Genomic DNA, 20,170 nt, shown 5'->3' with positions numbered 1-20,170 from the left:
CAATACGTTATATTTACGGCGAAAAACAACATATATGCAACTCTTAAAATTCGACTGGAACCCAATTACGGGCATTGATATTGCTGGAAATTTTAAACTTCACTTTTATAGCCTCATGTGGGTAGTGGCCTTTATTTTAGGTTGGTATATCATGAAACGTATTTTCACCAAAGAAAAAGTGTCTTTAGATTATCTAGACCCACTTTTTATTTACACCGTTTTGGCTACTATGTTAGGCGCTAGATTGGGACATGTGCTATTTTATCAATCCGAATTGATATCAGAAGACTTTTTTAGCATATTCCTGCCTTTTAAGTTTAAAGGCGGCTTTGAGTTTACCGGATTTCAAGGATTGGCTAGTCACGGTGCAGCCATCGGTATTATTATTGGCATGTATCTATACCGAAGAAAATACAAGTACAAATCGTTGCTATGGATTTTAGATCGCGTGGTTATTTCAGTAGCATCGGGTGCTATTTTTATTAGAATTGGAAATTTCATCAATTCGGAAATTATTGGAAAAGAATCGGGCGATTTCCCGTTGGGCGTACGCTTTATTCAAGATTTTTATAATAAGTATGAAGCCATGCGCATTGCTGGCACCAAGAACGTGCAAAAAGCATACGATGCCATTGCCGGTAATCCAGAATTATTGGAGCAAGTGCCATACCGCCATCCCGCGCAACTTTACGAATCGTTTTGCTATATTTTTGTGTTCTTCATTTTATGGTATTTCTATTCAAAAACCGAAAAGAAGAACCAAAACGGATTTTTATTTGGACTGTTTTTAATCCTGCTTTGGACCGTCCGCTTTTTTGTGGAGTTTGTTAAAGAACCCCAAGGCGACGAATACATTAATTGGTTCGGGCTAAATACTGGGCAATGGCTCAGTATCCCATTTATACTTATTGGCCTGTACTTTATGTTTGTTTACAAACCTAAAAATGCTACAACGTAATATGCACTCCATTCGGTATTTTTTTGGTGTTTTATTAATGTTTTTATTGGCTTTTGGTGCTTGTAAAAATGATAAAAAAGAAATAAAACAAACCGAAGTTTCTTTTAAAAAGGAAGGCGAACTCAATATTTATAAAAGGACCGATTCTACCTTAGTAACTTTAGATATCGAAATTGCCGATACCGAGTTTGACCGTGAAACTGGGCTCATGTACCGCAGCAGTATGAAAAACACACAAGGCATGTTGTTTGTTTTTGATGACGAACGCCTACGGTATTTTTACATGAAAAACACGCAAATACCATTAGACCTCATTTATATTGGAACAAACAAAAAGATTGTGAGCTTTCAAAAAAACGCCAAGCCTTTTGATGAGTCAGCATTACCATCAAACCAACCCGCACAATATGTATTGGAAGTTAATGCAGGACTTGCAGACACCTGGAATCTTCAAGTTGGAGATAGTTTGAGTTTTTAAAAACCACAGAACTTGACCTTCTAAAAAACTTCATAAATCTTCCTTTAACGACGAAGGCATGCAATTAAAAAATGCATATATTTAAGTTTTATATCCTTTACTCAGGCACTAAAAGCTCATAGCAACGGGTAACTTTAAAAGTAATCTTATGAAAGCATTTATTCTAAGTATTTCAGCAAGTTTCATATTTAACTTCTTTTTATTCAGTCAAGATAGAGTGACAGGTGCATCTTTTGCTACCAGATCTGAAGTATTATCACGAAACGGAATGGTTGCAACAAGCCATCCACTGGCGACCCAAATAGGTCTGGACATACTTAAAAATGGTGGAAATGCCATTGATGCAGCTATTGGAGCTAATGCGGCATTAGGACTAATGGAACCTACAGGATGTGGTATTGGAGGCGATTTGTTCGCCATTGTTTGGGATGCAAAAACTAAAAAGCTTTATGGACTTAATGCCAGCGGAAGATCTCCTATAGGGTTAACATTAGGGTATTTTAAGGAAAAAGGTATGGAAAAAATACCTGCTTTTGGACCGCTTCCTGTTAGTGTTCCTGGCACTGTAGATGGTTGGTTTGAACTACATAAAAAATTTGGCTCCATAAAAATGGAGAACATTATGGCTCCAGCCATATCTTATGCAGAGACCGGTTTCCCCCTAACCCAACTTATTGCTTGGTATATGCAAAGATCTATCCCTTATTATATGAATATGGGCTATCCAAATATTGAAGACACTTATATTAAACAAAACAAGGGTAACTTGGTAGACGAAGGGGAAATATACAAAAACCCTTATCTGGCTAACACTTATAAAAAAATTACCAAAGAAGGGCGAGATGCTTTTTACAAAGGTGACATCGCAAAAACAATAGCAAATTTTATACAAGACCAAGGTGGCTTCTTGTCAGAAAAAGATTTAGCTGAGCATCATTCTGAATGGGTAGAGCCAGTTTCGGTAAACTATAGAGGATATGATGTTTGGGAACTTCCTCCAAATGGACAAGGAATAGCCGCACTACAAATGCTTCAAATATTAGAAGGTTACAACTTTTCTAATATTGAATTTGGAAGCACAGAGCACCTTCACCTATTCACAGAGGCTAAAAAGTTAGCTTTTGAAGACAGAGCAAAATACTATGCTGACATGGATTTTGCTAAAGTGCCTGTTACAAGATTACTATCGGATAGTTATGCTGATGAAAGAAGGAAACTAATTAAAGACAGCGCTTCAAAGTATACGGCTGGTGAAATAAGTGCTGGTGAAACTATTTACATGACGGTTGCTGACAAAGATGGAAATATGGTTTCATTAATTCAAAGTAATTATCGAGGTATGGGCTCAGGAATGGTTCCTCCTAAACTAGGCTTTATGCTTCAAAATCGTGGCGAGCTGTTCAGTTTAAAAAGTGGGCAAGTCAACACTTATGAACCCAACAAAAGGCCTTTTCACACCATTATTCCTGCTTTTATCACAAAAGATTCAGAACCATTTGTAAGCTTTGGTGTTATGGGGGGTGACTTTCAACCACAAGGTCATACCCAAATAGTAATGAACCTCATTGACTTTGGAATGAATTTACAGGAAGCCGGGGACGCACCTCGTTGGGACCACTCAGGTTCTTCTACTCCAACAGGGGATCCTCAGGAAGGAACAGGAGAAGTCAGGGTAGAATCTGGCATTTCATATCAAACAGTAAGAGGTCTTATAGGCAAAAGGCATAAGGTGGGTTTTGGCCGAGGTAGATATGGCGGATACCAAGCTATTTTATGGGACAAAGAAAACCAAGTGTACCATGGCGCTTCGGAAAGTAGAAAAGACGGGCAAGCAGCTGGTTATTAATTAATGCCGGTCTAAGCAATACTATCTTTTAAATTTAAAAGACTAAAATCAGTGGCGCCTTCCGCCACTATATTCCATGGCCTCACCTTTTCCAAAACCATAACTAAAACCTAGGGTTACGAAACGACCACGAGTACTTCTAGAAAAGTTTGTAAATGTATTTTGAGTGGTAAAACTTTCAAAGTATCGCGAAGCGAACACATCACGAACACCTACATTTAAAACACCTTTACCATCTAGTATTTTTTTCCTTAGGCCTAAGTCAAGGAAAGCAATATCACTGTTATTACCTTGTACCGTTTTATATTCTGATTGGTAATTACCTGTTGCTTCAAAATCGATATTTGCGGGTAATTTGAGTTTTGCCATAAGTTTAGAACTCCACTGGTCACCTTTAAAATCGAATACCTGAGATTCAAAAATCCCCTCCCTATTAAAACTATTGTAGTTAAAATCAACATTAAAAGTTAACCAATCAATAGGCGAATATTTTGTATTAAACTCAATACCCAAAGTGCTGTTGGTTCCAACGTTTTCTGGCCTTGTTCTGTTTACATTATCTTGAGAGGTGGTAATGCGTTCTATCATATCGGTAGTGTAGCGATGATATACTCCAAAATTTAACGATGTTTTCCCAATATCTAAAATGGTGGTTACCTCATACGAATCTGTAAATTCGGGCATCAATTCTGGGTTTCCTTGCCGGATGCTAAAACTGTTCCGGATATTGAAAAACGGGTTTAAATCCCAAAGACGTGGCCTGTAAATCCGTTTAGAATATCCTGCCTGCATCGACAAAACTTCAGAAAACCTATAAGATGTATGCACACTTGGGAATAAATTGGTGTAATTCTGATTATTGCTTTTGTCTGTGTTTTCCAAAAGGGTTTTTAAATCGGTTTGCTCTAAACGCATACCACCTTTTAAACCCCACTTCTCACCTTCGTAAGCAGCCGAAAAATAGGCACCCAATACTTTTTGGTCATAATTAAAAATGTTGGTAAGCCCCATATCCGTTTCAAAATTTCCATTTACTAAATTTTCAACTTCGTAATCATTACTTACATCATTTATGTTGTATTGCGCCCCCGTTTCAATGCTCCATTGTTCTGAAAAAGGTTTGGTATAATCTAACTTAAAGGTGAAATTATCTTCGGCAAAATCGGTTCTTGTTTTTTGTGAACCATCTTTATACTTACCAGAAATGGTTTTATCGATAAAGAGCGATGTTAAATCTTTTGCAAACGATCGTCCTGTGGCACTGAACAACAAATCGTGGTCTTCGTGGTCTTCAAAATCTTTTTTATAAATCAGTTCATATTGCCATTTGGGGTTGGTGGCTTCTGTACTTTCAGAACGCTTCCATTCAGACTGCAAAGCCTCATTTTCATCAAAAAGGCTAAAATTATAAGACGATGGTTGGTCCTCAATTTCATAGGCAAAATTTCCCGAAAGGGTCAACACGTTGGTGGGGGTTATATAATAATCTGTACCCAAAGTAATGTTATAGAATTTTTCATTTCTATAATCTATTCCGTTGCTATAAAGAGTGCTGTCGTTTATTAAATCAGCATTAATGTTTTCGCTGTCGCGGGGATAACTTCTACGTCCCAAACCAAGTTGGGTAAACAGATTAAACTTTTCTGAACGCCGGTTTAAACTTATACCAATACTATGATTATCTGGAACACCCGTATTTAAACTTACAGACCCATTCAACCCTTTACGCTCCTCTTTTTTTATAATAATATTGATAATGCCAGAAGTGCCCTCGGCATCATATTTTGCTGATGGATTGGTGATGATTTCAATGCTCTCAATCATATCGGCAGTGATGCTTCCTAATGCACCACCATCATCGGTTAAAATGGAAGGCTTACCATTTATAAGCACTTGTACGCCGGTGTTTCCGCGAAGACTGATTGCACCTTCGATATTTACATTTACGGAAGGAACATTGTTAAGCACTTCCAAAGCGCTGGCACCGGTGCTAGCTATGTCTTTACCCACATTAAAAACACGCTTATCTAATTTGAATTCCGTTCGGGACACTTCGGCCTGCACCAAAACTTGGTCAAGCTGTTCGGCATCTTCAGAAAGGTAGGTGGTTCCCAAATCTATGGTGTCATTGCTAATCTGGAAATCTCGTATGGTCTTTGTAAAAAAACCAATAAAACTCACTTTTATATAAAATTTGGTCGCTTCCGTTTTTAAAACAAAAGAACCTTCCTCGGTAGTGGTTGTGCCCGAAATAGGCTCATTGGTATCTCTATCGACCAACATGACCGTAGCATAGGCCAAAGGCTGATTACTGGTTTGTTCTAAAATGGTTCCTTGAATTTTTACAGTCTGCGCCATACCCACAAAACCAATGAGCAGGAACACCTTAAATAAAATATAATTATAAGTTTGCTTTAAAATCATGGAAAAAAATAAGCTTAAAGATCATAATTTTATTTTTGAGAACAATATAACAAAAAGTTAATTTTAATCGATTCATATGTTTATATGGAGCCTAGTAATAAAAAAAGCCTACCAACAAAAGTTGATAGGCTTTAAGAAGAAATTTCGAGTTAGTCTTAGTTCTTCTTATTATCTTCTAATTTATTTACTGAATCGTACATGATTGGTGTTGCAATAAATAATGATGAGTACGTACCCACAATTACACCAACAATTAAAGCAAACATAAACCCTCTAATAGAATCGCCACCAAAAATAAAGATAGCCAACAATACTACAAGTGTAGTTAACGAAGTATTTAACGTTCTACTTAAAGTACTGCTTAATGAAGCATTCACCACACGATTAAATGGCCAGCTGGTATGCTCGTTAAAGAACTCGCGAATTCTATCGAACACAACCACGGTATCGTTTAACGAGTAACCTATTACCGTAAGAATGGCAGCAATAAACGCTTGATTGATTTCCATGTTGAATGGCATGAATTTGTAAGTAATTGAGAATACACCCAAAACAATCAACACATCGTGGAATACGGCAGCAACCGCACCCAATGAATATTGCCATTTTTTAAAGCGGAATAAGATATACAAGAATACCACAATCAACGAGCCTAAAATAGCCCAAATAGAGGCTTGCTTAATATCATCAGCAATAGTTGGAGTTACTTTGTACGATTCCAATAAGCCAACTTGTTTATTTTCATCGTTAAGATCCATAAACTGTTCGTACGACACACCTTCCAAATAAGGTACTAAAGCATTGTAAAGTGTTTTTCTTATTTCTTCATCAACCTCAGCCCCCGATTCGTTAACCTTATATTTTGTAGTGATTTTTAATTGGTTGGCATCTCCAAAAGTTTTAGCATCGGCACTCGCAAAAACATCTGGCTGAGATAATACGTTGGTAATTTCCTCTGCACTGATATCGTTGGCAAAACGAACTTGGTACGTTCTACCTCCAACAAAATCGACACCTTGATCTAACCCATTTGTTAATAACGACCCTAAACTTAAAACGATAAGCACTCCTGAGATAATGTAAGCGGTTTTACGTTTTTTCAAGAATTCGATGCTTATGTTTCTGAATAGGTTTTTAGTTATTCCTGTAGAGAAATCTAATTTACCACCTCTATCTACGTACCAATCAATTAACAATCGAGTAATAAAAATAGCGGTAAAAAGAGATGTCAAAATACCTATAAGTAAGGTCGTAGCAAATCCTTTAATTGGTCCTGTACCGAACACAAATAAAATTAATGCCGTTAAACCTGTTGTGATATTAGCATCTAAAATAGATGACAAGGCATTGCTAAAACCATCTTTAACAGACTCAATTTGTCCTTTTCCTTTGGCCAATTCTTCTCGAATACGCTCAAAAATAAGTACGTTCGCATCAACCGACATACCAATGGTAAGTACGATACCTGCAATACCAGGAAGTGTCAACACGGCTCCCAAACCAGACAATACGCCGAAAATTAAAACAATATTCAATATCATAGCGGTATCGGCAAATGCACCTGCTTTTCCGTAGTAGAAAATCATCCAAAGCAATACTAACGCCAATGCAATTAAGAACGATGTTGTACCGCTGTCAATAGCCTCTTGACCTAAAGAAGGTCCAACAACTTCACTTTGAATAATATCTGCCGAAGCCGGTAATTTACCTGCTCTTAATACATTTGCTAAATCAATCGCTTCGTTAAGTGTGAAATCTCCAGAAATAGAAGAACTCCCTCCAGCAATTGGTCCAGAAGTTACACCCGGTGCAGAATAAACCACATCATCTAAAACAATAGCAATTTGGCTACCTTGCTGATAGGCATTACCTGTCATTTCTTCCCAAATTTTAGCACCTTTTGAGTTCATTTGCATAGACACCTCAGATTTACCCGTTGGGCCAAACTGGTTTCTAGCATCGGTAACTACAGCCCCACTTAATTGTGGCACATTTTCACGATTACCAATTAACCCGTACAAATCAACCAACTCACTATTCTGTTCAGGTTTTCCGAAAACGAATTTCGTATAACGCATTTCTGCTGGAAGCAATGCTCTTACTTCAGGTCTGTTAAGATAGTCTAAAACTGTTGCTTTATCTTTAATTTCGAACTTGGCAATAATAGGACCACCTTGGTAACCCACACCTTTAATTAATTTCCCTAATGGGTTGATATTGTTATCTACCGCTGTTGAATCGGTTTCACTATCACCTAATAAATCATCAATTTGTGAATCTTGCGCATCTTCCTCATCTTGGCTTTCTACCTCAACGGTTTGCGTATCATCTTCAACAATATCCTTTAAAACGGCATCGGCTTGAGATATAAATTGGTAGAACTGCTCACCTTTATAAGCATCCCAAAACTCTAACTGCGCAGTACTTTGTAAAAGAGATTTTGCTCTTTCTACATCTTTAACACCTGGCAACTCCACTAAAATACGTCCTGAAGTTCCTAAACGTTGAATATTTGGCGAGGTTACACCAAACTCGTCAATACGTTTACGCAATACTTCGAATGCAGAAACAATCGACTCATCAATTTTGGTTTCAATAATATCCTTAACCTCATCATCACTCATGCTTCCGTCAATTTCACCATCTAAAGCTTTGGTGTAAAAAATGTCTGGTGAGGCTAATTTGGTCTCGCCTTTTATTTTGTCAAAAGCAGTGAAAAAATCTTGTAGATACGTATTTTGACTGTTCTTTTGAAGCTCTGAAGCATCTTCTAAAGCTTTGTTAAAAACAGGGTCTGTGGTATTGTTGGCCAAGCCTTTCAAAATGTCTTTTACAGACACCTGAAGGATTACGTTTATACCTCCTTTTAAATCCAAGCCAAGATTCATGGCCTTTTGCTTCACCTCGTTATAAGTGAATTTTGCTATTCCTATATTGTAAACTGTATCGGTAGCAATAGATTGAAGATAATTGGCTTCTTCTTGGCTGCGCTTGCCACGGTAATCATCTTCTGATTCTGAAATTTTGTTGATGGCTATTTCTTCAGCCTCACTTTCAATAGAATTGGCTTTGAATGTAAAGGACAGCTGATAAAGACTGACCAAACCAAACAAAATCGCGAATAATTTTACTAATCCTTTGTTTTGCATTGTTATATTGTTTAATGTCAAATTATAAAACGGGAAAATAAATCATTTACCTTATGATTTGACAATTTTTATTTGTTTATTGAATTTATAGCCGTACAACTTATGTTACAACGACTCTCGGGTAATTTAATGTAGGTGCGGAAATTACAAACTTCCTAGTAAAATGTTGGTCCGGCACGACCTTCGGGAATTTTATGAGGTGTATCTTTTATTGCAACGGCAATATTTCTTCGAATGGCATAAGCTAGTTCTACAGACTCATTTTCATTTCTTGAGCCAATTTGATTGCAAAACAGATGGAAATTGGGTTCTAAAAAACGATCGCTTTTAGTCTCTACTTCAAGAACGAGGTTTCCATTTAAATTTCTACCATGACCATCATCATTTTGAATTTCAAAAACATCGAAATTGTAATGTGCGACATCATTGTTCTCTGAAGGTACAGATGGCTTTTCGGATTTAGAATTTGCTGTACAGTTGAGCGCTAAATAACTGCCGTTAGAAAGTGTTTTTTTAATGCTTGCTGTGTCAGATGAACTGTAATAAGCAATGTTTACATGCCCTTCCTCGGTATTGACTTGGATATTTTCGGCACCAAGTTCTTGTAATTGCTTTTTAATCGCATCAATAGTGCCTTGTGCATGTTCTGCAGATAAATCAATATCTGTAAACTCCAATACAATCTCTTGGTTTGGTAGAGCCACTTGCTGTTGACTCACCACTCCAAACAATGTAAGGGTAAAAATAAAAATGCTAATGCACCATCTTGCCACCATGCGCCAAATATAAAAAAATAATTGCCATTTTATAGACTTTGTTTCTATTAACAGAAGTTAAACCATTTCTAGTTGACAACCAATAGACCAATTTTTCACGTATATAATATAATTGAATAATTTAACGTCAGATAAAACTGATGCATTAAACTTAATTAACCTTAAAAATTAAAATTTATGAAACAATTACTCTTTCTATTTTTAAGCATGTTATTTTTTATATCATGCGTAGATAACAAGAAAAAAGAACAGGAGTTGGTAGAAAAGGCTATCAAAAAAATAGATTCCATTGAAGTCAACATCAACCAAGGCATTGAAAGCTTGGAAGAAACGACCAATGAAGTTGAAGAACAATTAAAAGAATTAGATAGTATTTAATAAAAATAAAAGATGAAAAATTTAAAACTTATATTTTCAATAGCTATAATTTTTGCATTCATAGGGTTCCAAAACGTATCAGCTCAAGAAAAAGGCAAAAGCTTAGAACACAAAAAAGAAAACATTAAACAAAAGGGAAATTCTGAAGCAAAGGAATTAAAGAAAAAAGGCCAAGAAAAGGCAAAAGGCCAAAAAGATGATATTGAAGACCATTCTAAAAAGGAAGTAACAGCGCTCAAAGAAAAGATTAAAAAGAATGAACCTGCCAATGATCGTGACGTTCTATTGAAAGAGAAAACAAAAGAAAACCAAGGAAACGCCTACGGAAAAAACAAAGGCAATTTGACTGGTAAAGAATTTGGTCGTTATCGCTCTGAAGAGGCTCAAGACAAAGTTGAAGAGAAAGAATACAAAATCGCCTCGAGTGAAGATGTATTGGTTAAAGGTCGTGAAAAAGTAAAAAAAGCGAAAGAACGTCTGGAAGAAGCCAAACAAAACAAAGAAGTTGAGGCTGAAGAAATTGAGAAAAAAGAAGACGCTATTAAAAAAGCTAACGAAAAACTTAACGAATTAGAAGAAAAAATTAAAACTCAAAAAGAAAAAGCTATTAAAGAAAAAGAAGAATTAAAAAAGATTATTTTTACTGAAAAAGAAGAATAGTAATCAATAAAAAAGCCATCAAAATTTTGATGGCTTTTTTGTTATTCGAAAATTTGTTTGTTATACGTCCAACAGTCCGTTGGTCTTTTTAACACCTTCCGCACTCGATTTCATGTGTTCTTTTTCTGCATCGCTTAGAGGAATGTCAACGATTTTTTCAATACCACCTTTTCCTAAAACCACCGGTACACCAATGCAGATGTCATTTAAACCGTATTCGCCTTCTAAAAACGTAGAACAAGGGTATATTTTCTTCTGGTCGCATGCAATAGCTTGAACCAATCCGCTAACGGCAGCACCTGGCGCATACCAAGCAGAAGTACCTAATAATTTTGTTAAAGTCGCCCCACCAACTTTAGTATCAGCAGCAACCTGCTCTAAACGATCTTCACTTAAAAACTCAGAAACCTTAATACTGTTTCTAGTAGCGTGAGACGTTAAAGGAACCATTCCCGTATCACTGTGTCCACCAACTACCATACCGTCAACATCGCTAATAGGCGCTCCTAAAGCCTCTGCCAATCTGTATTTAAAGCGAGCTGAATCTAATGCACCTCCCATGCCTATAATTCTGTTCTTTGGAATACCAAGCGACTTATGCGCCAAGTAGGTCATAGTGTCCATTGGATTACTTACCACAATAAGAATCATGTTTGGAGAATGTTCAAGTAAACTTGTAGATACAGATTTTACAATACCGGCATTAATACCAATTAATTCTTCGCGGGTCATTCCTGGCTTACGCGGAATTCCCGAAGTAATAACACAAATATCACTATTCGCAGTTTTACTGTAATCGTTGGTTACACCTGTAATTTTTGTATCAAATCCGTTTAATGAGGCACATTGCATTAAATCCATAGCCTTCCCTTCTGCATAGCCTTCTTTAATATCAAGCAATACAACTTCTGAAGCGAAATTTTTAATAGCAATATACTCTGCACAACTTGCACCAACTGCTCCTGCACCTACTACTGTTACTTTCATTTTTACTTATTTTTTAGTTACGTGTTAAATAATTTTTAAATATGTCAAATATCTGGCCTAAACACCAGCTAATTTATGATTTAAGTCATGCGAAATTACGAATTAAAACGCTCTTAATAAAAAAGTGCAGGACTAAATCCCGCACTTTTAAACAAAAATTAAATATAACTAACTAAAACTAAATAAATTATTTTTTTACTGGTGTTTCATTATCTAAACCCAAAGTTTATACCTAATGAAAAGGCATTGAATTCTGAAATATGGTATTCAGCGTTAAGCCTAAAAAATCCTAACTTTAATTTAAGTCCGGCAGTTCCTCTTACTGAGGATAATTCACTGGACACTGAAAAAGGGTCAACAATTGGCTCTGATGTAATAAAACCATTAGTAACCCTATAAGTTCCCAATAGGTCAGATTCAGATTTTCCTTTTATCATTCCTAAACCGCCATAAAAATTAATAACGGGCATTTTTGTTGAAGCAATAAGTTGGAACAACCAGGTATTGGTGCTGTTTTCTATCCGTTGATTTTCACCATCAATTATTGAAGAATCTGTTAAATCGTAAGATCCATCCAAATGAGTATACGCAACTAAACCAGAAATGGCGACTGGCCATAATTTATCAGCGGGCAACCATTTAGTCATTTCAAATTGTAAGCCTGCTCCGTACATACTTAAAGCTACATCATCTGTATCTATTTTTGGAACAAATCTCGCTTTAACCTCTATACCCTTACTAAGGCCCAAAGCACCCTGAATAAAGGCCGTTGGCAATAAATTAGCACTACTAGATCCTATACCATTTGGTAATTCAATGGTCTCTGTTTGGCTTCCAAAAATAGGATCCTCATATTCTACTTCAACAAAAATGGCTGGGTCATTTTCCCCTAATACCGTCGATACCATTTTTGAAGGTGAACTATCAGGAAAAGCTATATTATTATAATTGGCCGTGTTTAAATTGAACATTTTGTTTTCATCCTTCACAGACGAAGCATTAACAACAACTGAAATTTCAAAACCACCTAAAGGTTTAGCATCAGCGGTATTAAACCAGCTGGCATTCATACTGTGCATTAAACCATTGGTTCCTGGCATTAAATAATCGTTTGCAAAACGCTGTGCATCATCAACACCAGCGGCTAAAAGTGCATCAATGTCACTTTGGGCTTTGGATATAAATGCCGATAAACTCAATAGAACAAGTAGAGATATCTTTTTCATTACTTTTAATTTTGTTTTACAAACATAGAAAAAAAACCACAAAAAACAACATTTTATCGTCTAAAAATGCTTTTTATCGATTTTTATATTTTAAAACTGTACACGAAAACTTAAGTTTGGAGTTAAGCCAATTGAATTATTATCTATTAAAACAGCAGAATTAGAGTCGTTAGAATCCACTTCGTAATAACGATTAACACTGTTCCTTCTGTTTAAAAAATTAATAACGCCGGCTCGTAATGTTGCCAGGGTATTATTAGAAATATTAAAATTATAGTTCATTGAGGCATCCAATCTCATAAAATCATCTAAGTTTTCATTATTTGGCGCATCATAATTAACTACAACCTGATTGCCATCTTGAATAGTTTCGCTGACATAAACTACCCTATTACGGCTAGTTTAAACGGACAAAGCAACAGCGTAGTTGAAATTAGCAGCGACATGGATTTACAAAATAAAATCGACGAGGAAGAAGAAGCCAAAGAAAACGCTAAAAATTTAGAAACCATTTTAATTGAAGGTTCATTTAAAGTACAGTCGTTTATCTCAGCCGGTGTAGATAAAGCAAACGAATTTGCCGAATTCACCATCGATTTTGCTGATAACTTAAACTGTACGGCTACCAATATAGTTAACAGTACAATCAGTAATATTGAAGGCACTTACGAAGTAGCCTCAGAAACAAATATTTACCTAAGCTTTTATTTTACTGGAAACGCCACTTTCGAATTACTTAACAGCAAATGGAAAGTAACCAGTTACACTGAGAATTCTATCCAATTACAAAGCACAACAAATGCAGCCATAACTCTTGTTTTAGCCCAAATATAAAACTAGATTTGTATTTGCTACGTATGTGTTGGTTAAAACAGCTGCCCTTTTTCGGACAGCTGTTTTCAAAATAATAAGCCTGTAATGGACGTTAAAAAAAGTTCGGAAATATGAAAGTTAAAATCTCAATGCTGTTATTAATCGTTTTCGGTTTACTTCAAGGTTGCTCAAAAGACACGAATTCTGAGAATCAGGAAGACACCATAAATGTTAATGCAAACAAACAAGCTACGGGTAGTTCATCCAACGATTTACTTTCCGACGACACATTTACTAGGATGGAAATTGAACTGGCTTATGTTGAAGGTTTTGAACCTACCCAACAGGCTATTAATAATTTTGTCTCCTTTTTGGAAGCCAGGACTTACAAGCCCGATGGTATTGTTGTTGAGAAAAAAGCCATTCCATCATCAGGAAAAACCACCTTCACTATTGATGAGATTGCAGATATTGAAAACACCCATCGCACCAATTACAACAACGGTAATACGATTGCTGTTTGGGCACTTTTCGTGGACGGCGAGTCTGATAAAAATGATGATGACAACGTAGTTTTAGGGTCAGCATATTGGAATACGTCCTTTGTTATTTACGAAGAAACTATCAGAGAATTCAGCAATAGTCCAACAGAACCCAATCGGTCTGTTTTAGAAACCACAGTAATAACCCACGAATTTGGCCATATTTTAGGATTGACCAATCTAGGGGCTGCACTTCAAAGTGACCATGAAGACGAAGAACACCCCAAACACTGCAATGTTGAAAATTGTTTAATGTATTGGGAAGCCGAATCTGGTTCAGCCATTGGCAATGTGGTCAATTCCGGAAGCGCTCCACAATTGGATGCACAATGCATAGCCGATTTGCAAGCCAACGGCGGAAAATAAAAAACTATAAGAACCCAAAATCTTTATAATTATGAAAACCTATTTTTTAACAATCTTATCGATTTTAGCAATTTTAATGAACGTAACAGCCCAAGACGGCAAAAGCGGCACATCAAATACAGGATTAAAATTCGGATACAATTTAGCTGCTGTTAGTTTTGATGGCGAAACAGAAACCGGTCAACGTCACGGATTTCATATCGGGCTTTATGGCGAATCGTTTATAGCAGAATCAGCGGCTCTGCAAGTAGAGTTACTTTATTCGCAACAAGGGTACGAACTAAAAGACGGTAGTGGCACATTTACGCAAAAGCTTGATTATTTAAATCTTCCATTATCATTAAAGATTTATCCTGCATCAACCTTCTATTTAGAAACGGGACCACAAATTGGCTTGGCCATTTCACATAAAGAGGAGTTTGACAGTAATTTTGGTCTTTTTGACACTTCGCAAGAGTTTGATCCGAATAATTTCGATTGGGGCTTTAACTTTGGTGGTGGTTTTAAAACCAAATCTGGAGTAACTTTAGGGGTGCGGTACCATTTGGGAATGGGTGATATTTATGACGAGGGCAGCCCTCAAAACAGAGTTTGGCAATTTTCACTTGGCTTCGATTTTTAAAAAAACAGAAAATAAAATAAAGTTTAAAGGTTGGTTTATGTATTTAAACCAACCTTTTTTTTACAAAAATTATTGATAGGTAGGGTAAATCGATTTTTAGTTGTCTTATTAATAGAAAGGCCACAAAGGCAAAACATTAATAAAACAAAAAGTCATGAGGATATTTAAAACAAGTGTATTCATTTTAGCTATTTTATTATCATTTAACCCTCAAGCCCAAGAACAAGAGTTAAAAAGTGAAACTAAAATTGACAAGAAAACATACTATGAAAAAAGAGCTGAGGAAGATGCCAAATTTGAACAACAATTTACTGCCAAAACTGAAGCGGAAGAAGAGAAATTCTGGAAAGAACAAAAAACCTATGAGAAAAATTTAAAGAAAAAAGATAGAGCTGCCTACACGGCATATATGCAAGGTAAAAGAGATGCTTATTCCGCACATTATGAACACTGTAGTAATCACTGTCACCATAGTGACCATTATTACCATCATGCCTCATTCTACTATTACAGATATGATGGGTATTATTACCGACACCCCCAACAAAGAAGTGGCATAAACACTAGAGTAGGCATTAGCACACCAAATGTTCGGTTAGGGCTGTTTTAAGCGCAGGTTTTTAATATAAAATAGGCTATCCAAATTTGGATAGCCTATTTTTATTTACGCTTTTTATTTCTGCCTACGCATCAATATTCGCATAAATAGCATTCTTTTCGATAAACTCTCTACGTGGTGGCACTTCATCACCCATTAACATAGAGAAAATTCTATCGGCTTCTGTACCATTATCTATTTGCACTAAACGCATCGTTCTAAACTCAGGATTCATTGTGGTATCCCAAAGTTGCTCGGCGTTCATCTCTCCAAGACCTTTATAACGTTGGATTTTTGAACTTTCTCCAAACTCAGCAACAATTTCATCACGCTCTTTATCAGACCAAGCATATTGCTTTTTAGCACCTTTTTTAACTAAATATAATGGTGGTGTTGCAATATAAATATGTCCGTTTTCAATCAACTCCTTCATATATCTAAAGAAGAAAGTTAAAATTAAAGTGGCAATGTGGCTACCGTCAATATCGGCATCACACATAATGACAACTTTATGATAACGTAATTTCGAAAGGTTTAAGGCTTTACTGTCTTCTTCAGTACCAATAGTAACACCAAGTGCTGTAAAAATATTTTTTATTTCTTCGTTTTCAAAAACCTTGTGTGTCATGGCTTTTTCAACATTCAATATTTTACCGCGAAGTGGAAGGATAGCTTGAAACGCTCTATCACGACCTTGTTTTGCCGTTCCACCTGCCGAATCACCCTCAACCAAGAACACTTCACATTTTGATGGGTCTTGCTCGGAACAATCGGATAATTTTCCAGGTAAGCCACCAATACTCATGGCCGTTTTACGCTGTACCATTTCGCGAGCCTTTTGCGCTGCGTGGCGCGCTTGTGCGGCCAAAATCACCTTTTGAACTATGATTTTGGCATCGTCTGGATGCTCTTCCAAATAATCGGTAAGCATTTCAGAAACCGCTTGACTTACAGACGCAGAAACTTCTCTGTTACCCAATTTAGTTTTGGTTTGCCCTTCAAATTGAGGTTCTTGAACTTTTACAGATACAATAGCTGTTAATCCTTCACGGAAATCATCACCTGCAATATCAAACTTCAATTTATCAAGCATGCCGGATTCATCGGCATATTTCTTTAAAGTATGTGTTAAACCACGACGAAATCCTGATAAGTGTGTACCACCCTCATGCGTATTGATATTATTTACATACGAATGTAAATTTTCTGCATACGAAGTATTGTAAACCATAGCTACTTCAACAGGTACACCGTTTTTTTCACCTTCAAAGGCAATAACATCGCGCATTAATGGCTCACGGGTAGCATCCAAGTATTTTATAAATTCTTTTAGACCTTCTTCAGAATGAAAAGTTTCACCTTCAAAAGACCCATCTTCTTTTTTGCTTCTCTTATCCACTAAATGTACCGTGATGCCTTTATTTAAATAAGCCAACTCTCGCAAACGGCTAGCTAAAGTATCGTAGCTATACTCTAATGTTTGGGTAAAAATGGTTGAATCTGGTTTAAAGGTTACAATAGTCCCTCTTTTATCCGTTTCACCAATGGCTTTTACAGGATATAACGCTTTTCCACGCTCATATTCTTGTTCCCAAATTTGTCCATTTCTATATACTGTAGCTCTTAAATGCTCAGACAATGCATTAACACAACTTACACCAACACCGTGCAAACCACCTGAAACCTTATAAGAATCTTTATCGAACTTACCTCCGGCCCCAATCTTAGTCATTACTACCTCCAGTGCAGAAACACCTTCTTTTTTATGTAAATCTACTGGAATACCACGTCCGTCATCTTCGGTTGTAATTGAATTATCTTCATTAATGGTAACCGTAATATTGTTACAATGCCCAGCCAGCGCCTCGTCAATAGAGTTATCTACTACCTCATAAACCAAATGGTGCAAACCGCGTACACCTACATCACCAATATACATGGATGGACGCATACGCACATGCTCCATACCTTCAAGCGCCTGAATACTATCGGCCGAATAGCCGTGCTTATTAAATTCTTCTTTTGCTTCGCTCATATCCTCTTTTAATCTTAATTTAAGTTTAGGTGTTTTTCACAAAAAAAGATGCCTAGAAGCATCCTTTTGAACACGAACAAATATACGAAATTTTAACCCCTTTAAAAAGAAATTCATCGACTCAATTAGAAAATTATCAACATTTGTTGATTACTTGAAAGTCTCTTAAATCGCTTAAAAAGTGTCTTAAAATGGATTTAACATGGTTTTACACCTGTAACATTAAGTCACCGCAACAAAAAATCCGCACAAAAGCTTATATAAAGTTCCGTTACACATAACATTCATTGTTTTTTCAAATAAAAACGTTGGAAAACTGAGAAATTTTGATGTTCTACAAAAAAGAAATTTTATCAATAAATATGATGCATGTCACTTTTTAGTATGATAGTTCAACCTAATTTTGCACAGAACTTTTAGAAACAAATTTGATATGATACTTAACAAAAGAACCTTAATTTGGATGTTCTCTATAGCTCTATTTTGTCCGTCGTTATTAGTAGGTCAAAATGAAAAATTCAAACCTACTTTTAATTGGAACCTGACCTCGCAGTTCTGGTTAAGGTATTCCGATTTAAACGAGGGTTCCATAATTCACGGTGAACCTACACCAGAGTTTTTTGATATTTCCATTAGGAGGTTGCGTATTCCCATCTCTGCACAAATATCACCCAAAGTATATGCCTATGCCATTTTTGGGGGCAACAACTATAATTTTAAAGGTGAAGATTTTCCACTTGAAGTGCTGGATTTATATGTTGAATACTCGTTTGCCAAATACTTTGAAATTGGTATAGGTAAATCTGGATGGCAGGGTTTAAACCGCTGGAACATTCGTTCTAGCAAAACCCTCATGGGACTGGATTCGCCTCTATTTACTTTAAATTCGGTTCAGATTAATGATGACATTGGACGTTTATTTGGGTTTTGGCTAAAAGGACAAGCCGGTAAGTTTGATTATCGAATGGCCTTTAACAGACCTTTCTACGTAAAAACCGTTCCCGCTGGCGCAGTAAATTTCGCCAACAACAAGCCCAGGGTAAAAACCTCGGCATACGTAAAATACCAGTTTTTTGAGCATGAATCCAATAAGTCAGCTTACCAAACCGGTACATACATGCAAAAGAAAAAAGTATTTAATATTGGTGCCGGGTTTCAATTTCAGCCCGAAGCTATGAGTGATGGTGACGCCAGTCTACCAGATACTAATATTTATGATATATCGCATTTTTCGGCTGACTCGTTCTTAAACCTTCCACTTGTTAACGGCAATGCTATAACCGCATATTTAGGGTTTTATGATTATGATTTCGGCAAAGATTATATCCGTAACGTGGGCGCCAACAATCCCACAACTGGCGGCGGAACGGACTTTAATGGTTCGGGAGTGGCCTTCCCGATGATTGGCACGGGCACCACATGGTACGGGCAATTTGGTTACGCGTTTAAGGAAACAAAAATTTTCGACCACATGGCAGTTATCCAACCAAATATTGCCGTGCAACATTCTGATTGGGATGTATTGAACGACAGTATGATTGTTTATGATTTTACCGTAAACTTTTTTGTAAACGGCTCCCATGACGACAAAATAAGCCTAGGCTACCAACATCGCCCCATCTTTGATGCCGTTACTTTACAGCAAAAAAATTACAAAGGAATGGCAGTTGTACAGTACCAAATTTCATTGAATTGAATTAATCTGTTTTCAAACACTGTTCAAGACAGCAAAACTGTTTACGCTCACAAGTAAAACTAACGACTTTTAACTTTACTTAAAAAACTGATAAATAATAATATGGTTTTTTAAAAATTCGACAATATCAAGGAGGTTATCAATAAAAATAGTGTTTAGTACATTATTTCTACATATATTTGAGCCGCAAAACCAATTATGAACAATAATAATAATAATAATAATTTCAATAATCCTAATTTTTAGGATCAGGAAGGTTATTGTTATAAAAATATATAAAGCCTTCCGATTACGGAAGGCTTTTTTTTAGATACTGTTTTTGAAATATCTCAACCTAAAAAAATTAAGACATGAGTAAAATTATGACAGTCGATGTATTGTCGAGCATTAAAGGAGCGAAGCCTAGTGAGGCCGTAAACAAATTGTTTGAGGTGATTAAAAACGCCAACGCATCAAACAACCATGCTTCTCACCCTCATAATAGCGTGTCGTTAGATGATTTAAGGGACGATGTGGTGATAGATAGTCCAGATACTGAAAAGCAAATCATCATTGAAAACTTCCCCAAAGAAAAGAACGGCTATTTAGTAGTTTCTAAAGTTATAGAAGAATAATT

17 protein-coding genes are annotated in these 20,170 nt (G+C 36.3%); 11 read left to right on the top strand and 6 right to left on the bottom strand.

The genetic code is table 11. The features are described 5' to 3' along the window. The first annotated feature begins 34 nt into the window (after window positions 1-34). From lgt to ggt, 3 genes are all read left to right on the top strand, one after another. Entirely contained in the window at window positions 35-958 is a 924-nt protein-coding gene (gene lgt, locus ACIEHO_RS07195) for a prolipoprotein diacylglyceryl transferase (RefSeq protein WP_406970140.1), read from the top strand. After that, window positions 945-1,436: a DUF192 domain-containing protein gene (locus ACIEHO_RS07190; RefSeq protein WP_406970138.1), complete on the top strand. Its 492-nt coding sequence runs from the start codon at window positions 945-947 to the stop codon at window positions 1,434-1,436. The genes lgt and ACIEHO_RS07190 overlap by 14 nt, the downstream gene beginning before the upstream one ends. A 148-nt stretch (window positions 1,437-1,584) precedes the next feature. Next, on the top strand, window positions 1,585-3,282 hold the full coding sequence (ggt, locus tag ACIEHO_RS07185; RefSeq protein WP_406970136.1) for a gamma-glutamyltransferase: 1,698 nt from the start codon (window positions 1,585-1,587) through the stop codon (window positions 3,280-3,282). Window positions 3,283-3,330: 48 nt separating this feature from the next. Here ggt and ACIEHO_RS07180 read toward each other — a convergent pair whose 3' ends face one another. From ACIEHO_RS07180 to ACIEHO_RS07170, 3 genes are all read right to left on the bottom strand, one after another. Continuing rightward, window positions 3,331-5,706, bottom strand: coding sequence for a TonB-dependent receptor domain-containing protein (locus ACIEHO_RS07180; RefSeq protein ID WP_406970134.1), 2,376 nt, complete (start codon window positions 5,704-5,706; stop codon window positions 3,331-3,333). A gap of 155 nt (window positions 5,707-5,861) precedes the next feature. Then, entirely contained in the window at window positions 5,862-8,855 is a 2,994-nt protein-coding gene (gene secDF / locus ACIEHO_RS07175) for a protein translocase subunit SecDF (RefSeq protein ID WP_406970132.1), read from the bottom strand. A 155-nt stretch (window positions 8,856-9,010) separates the two neighbouring features. Beyond that, on the bottom strand, window positions 9,011-9,631 hold the full coding sequence (locus ACIEHO_RS07170; protein ID WP_406970130.1) for a hypothetical protein: 621 nt from the start codon (window positions 9,629-9,631) through the stop codon (window positions 9,011-9,013). Between the two features lie 177 nt (window positions 9,632-9,808). Between ACIEHO_RS07170 and ACIEHO_RS07165 the strand changes: the two genes are divergently transcribed. After that, window positions 9,809-10,009, top strand: coding sequence for a hypothetical protein (locus ACIEHO_RS07165; protein ID WP_406970128.1), 201 nt, complete (start codon window positions 9,809-9,811; stop codon window positions 10,007-10,009). Window positions 10,010-10,021: 12 nt separating this feature from the next. Beyond that, window positions 10,022-10,669 (top strand): hypothetical protein, encoded by a 648-nt coding sequence (locus ACIEHO_RS07160; protein ID WP_406970126.1) that lies wholly within the window; start codon window positions 10,022-10,024, stop codon window positions 10,667-10,669. Between the two features lie 60 nt (window positions 10,670-10,729). Here ACIEHO_RS07160 and mdh read toward each other — a convergent pair whose 3' ends face one another. Together mdh and ACIEHO_RS07150 are read right to left on the bottom strand one after the other, a co-directional pair. Then, the gene (gene mdh, locus ACIEHO_RS07155; protein ID WP_406970124.1) at window positions 10,730-11,656 is read right to left on the bottom strand and encodes a malate dehydrogenase; all 927 of its coding nucleotides are present in this window, start codon (window positions 11,654-11,656) and stop codon (window positions 10,730-10,732) included. A 209-nt stretch (window positions 11,657-11,865) separates the two neighbouring features. Beyond that, window positions 11,866-12,882: a DUF6588 family protein gene (locus ACIEHO_RS07150; RefSeq protein WP_406970122.1), complete on the bottom strand. Its 1,017-nt coding sequence runs from the start codon at window positions 12,880-12,882 to the stop codon at window positions 11,866-11,868. A gap of 360 nt (window positions 12,883-13,242) precedes the next feature. Between ACIEHO_RS07150 and ACIEHO_RS07145 the strand changes: the two genes are divergently transcribed. The 4 genes from ACIEHO_RS07145 to ACIEHO_RS07130 all read left to right on the top strand — a co-directional run bounded on the left by ACIEHO_RS07145 (window position 13,243) and on the right by ACIEHO_RS07130 (window position 15,835). Next, on the top strand, window positions 13,243-13,716 hold the full coding sequence (locus ACIEHO_RS07145; RefSeq protein ID WP_406970120.1) for a hypothetical protein: 474 nt from the start codon (window positions 13,243-13,245) through the stop codon (window positions 13,714-13,716). Between the two features lie 110 nt (window positions 13,717-13,826). Further along, window positions 13,827-14,603 (top strand): membrane metalloprotease, encoded by a 777-nt coding sequence (locus tag ACIEHO_RS07140; RefSeq protein WP_406970118.1) that lies wholly within the window; start codon window positions 13,827-13,829, stop codon window positions 14,601-14,603. 31 nt (window positions 14,604-14,634) lie between these two features. After that, window positions 14,635-15,225, top strand: a complete 591-nt coding sequence (locus ACIEHO_RS07135) for a porin family protein (RefSeq protein ID WP_406970116.1) — start codon at window positions 14,635-14,637, stop codon at window positions 15,223-15,225. A gap of 154 nt (window positions 15,226-15,379) precedes the next feature. Then, on the top strand, window positions 15,380-15,835 hold the full coding sequence (locus ACIEHO_RS07130; RefSeq protein ID WP_406970114.1) for a hypothetical protein: 456 nt from the start codon (window positions 15,380-15,382) through the stop codon (window positions 15,833-15,835). Between the two features lie 73 nt (window positions 15,836-15,908). Here ACIEHO_RS07130 and gyrB read toward each other — a convergent pair whose 3' ends face one another. Beyond that, window positions 15,909-17,858, bottom strand: a complete 1,950-nt coding sequence (gene gyrB, locus ACIEHO_RS07125; protein WP_406970112.1) for a DNA topoisomerase (ATP-hydrolyzing) subunit B — start codon at window positions 17,856-17,858, stop codon at window positions 15,909-15,911. Between the two features lie 433 nt (window positions 17,859-18,291). Here gyrB and ACIEHO_RS07120 point away from each other — a divergent pair, with 433 nt between their 5' ends. Next, complete coding sequence (locus ACIEHO_RS07120) at window positions 18,292-19,554, top strand: porin (RefSeq protein WP_406970110.1); 1,263 nt, start codon at window positions 18,292-18,294, stop codon at window positions 19,552-19,554. Window positions 19,555-19,904: 350 nt separating this feature from the next. After that, on the top strand, window positions 19,905-20,168 hold the full coding sequence (locus ACIEHO_RS07115) for a hypothetical protein (RefSeq protein ID WP_406970108.1): 264 nt from the start codon (window positions 19,905-19,907) through the stop codon (window positions 20,166-20,168). Window positions 20,169-20,170: the final 2 nt, after the last annotated feature.

The sequence above is a fragment of the Flavisericum labens genome (assembly GCF_045446075.1).
Taxonomy (GTDB): domain Bacteria; phylum Bacteroidota; class Bacteroidia; order Flavobacteriales; family Flavobacteriaceae; genus Flavisericum; species Flavisericum labens.
This window is presented reverse-complemented; position numbering and strand designations above follow the sequence as displayed.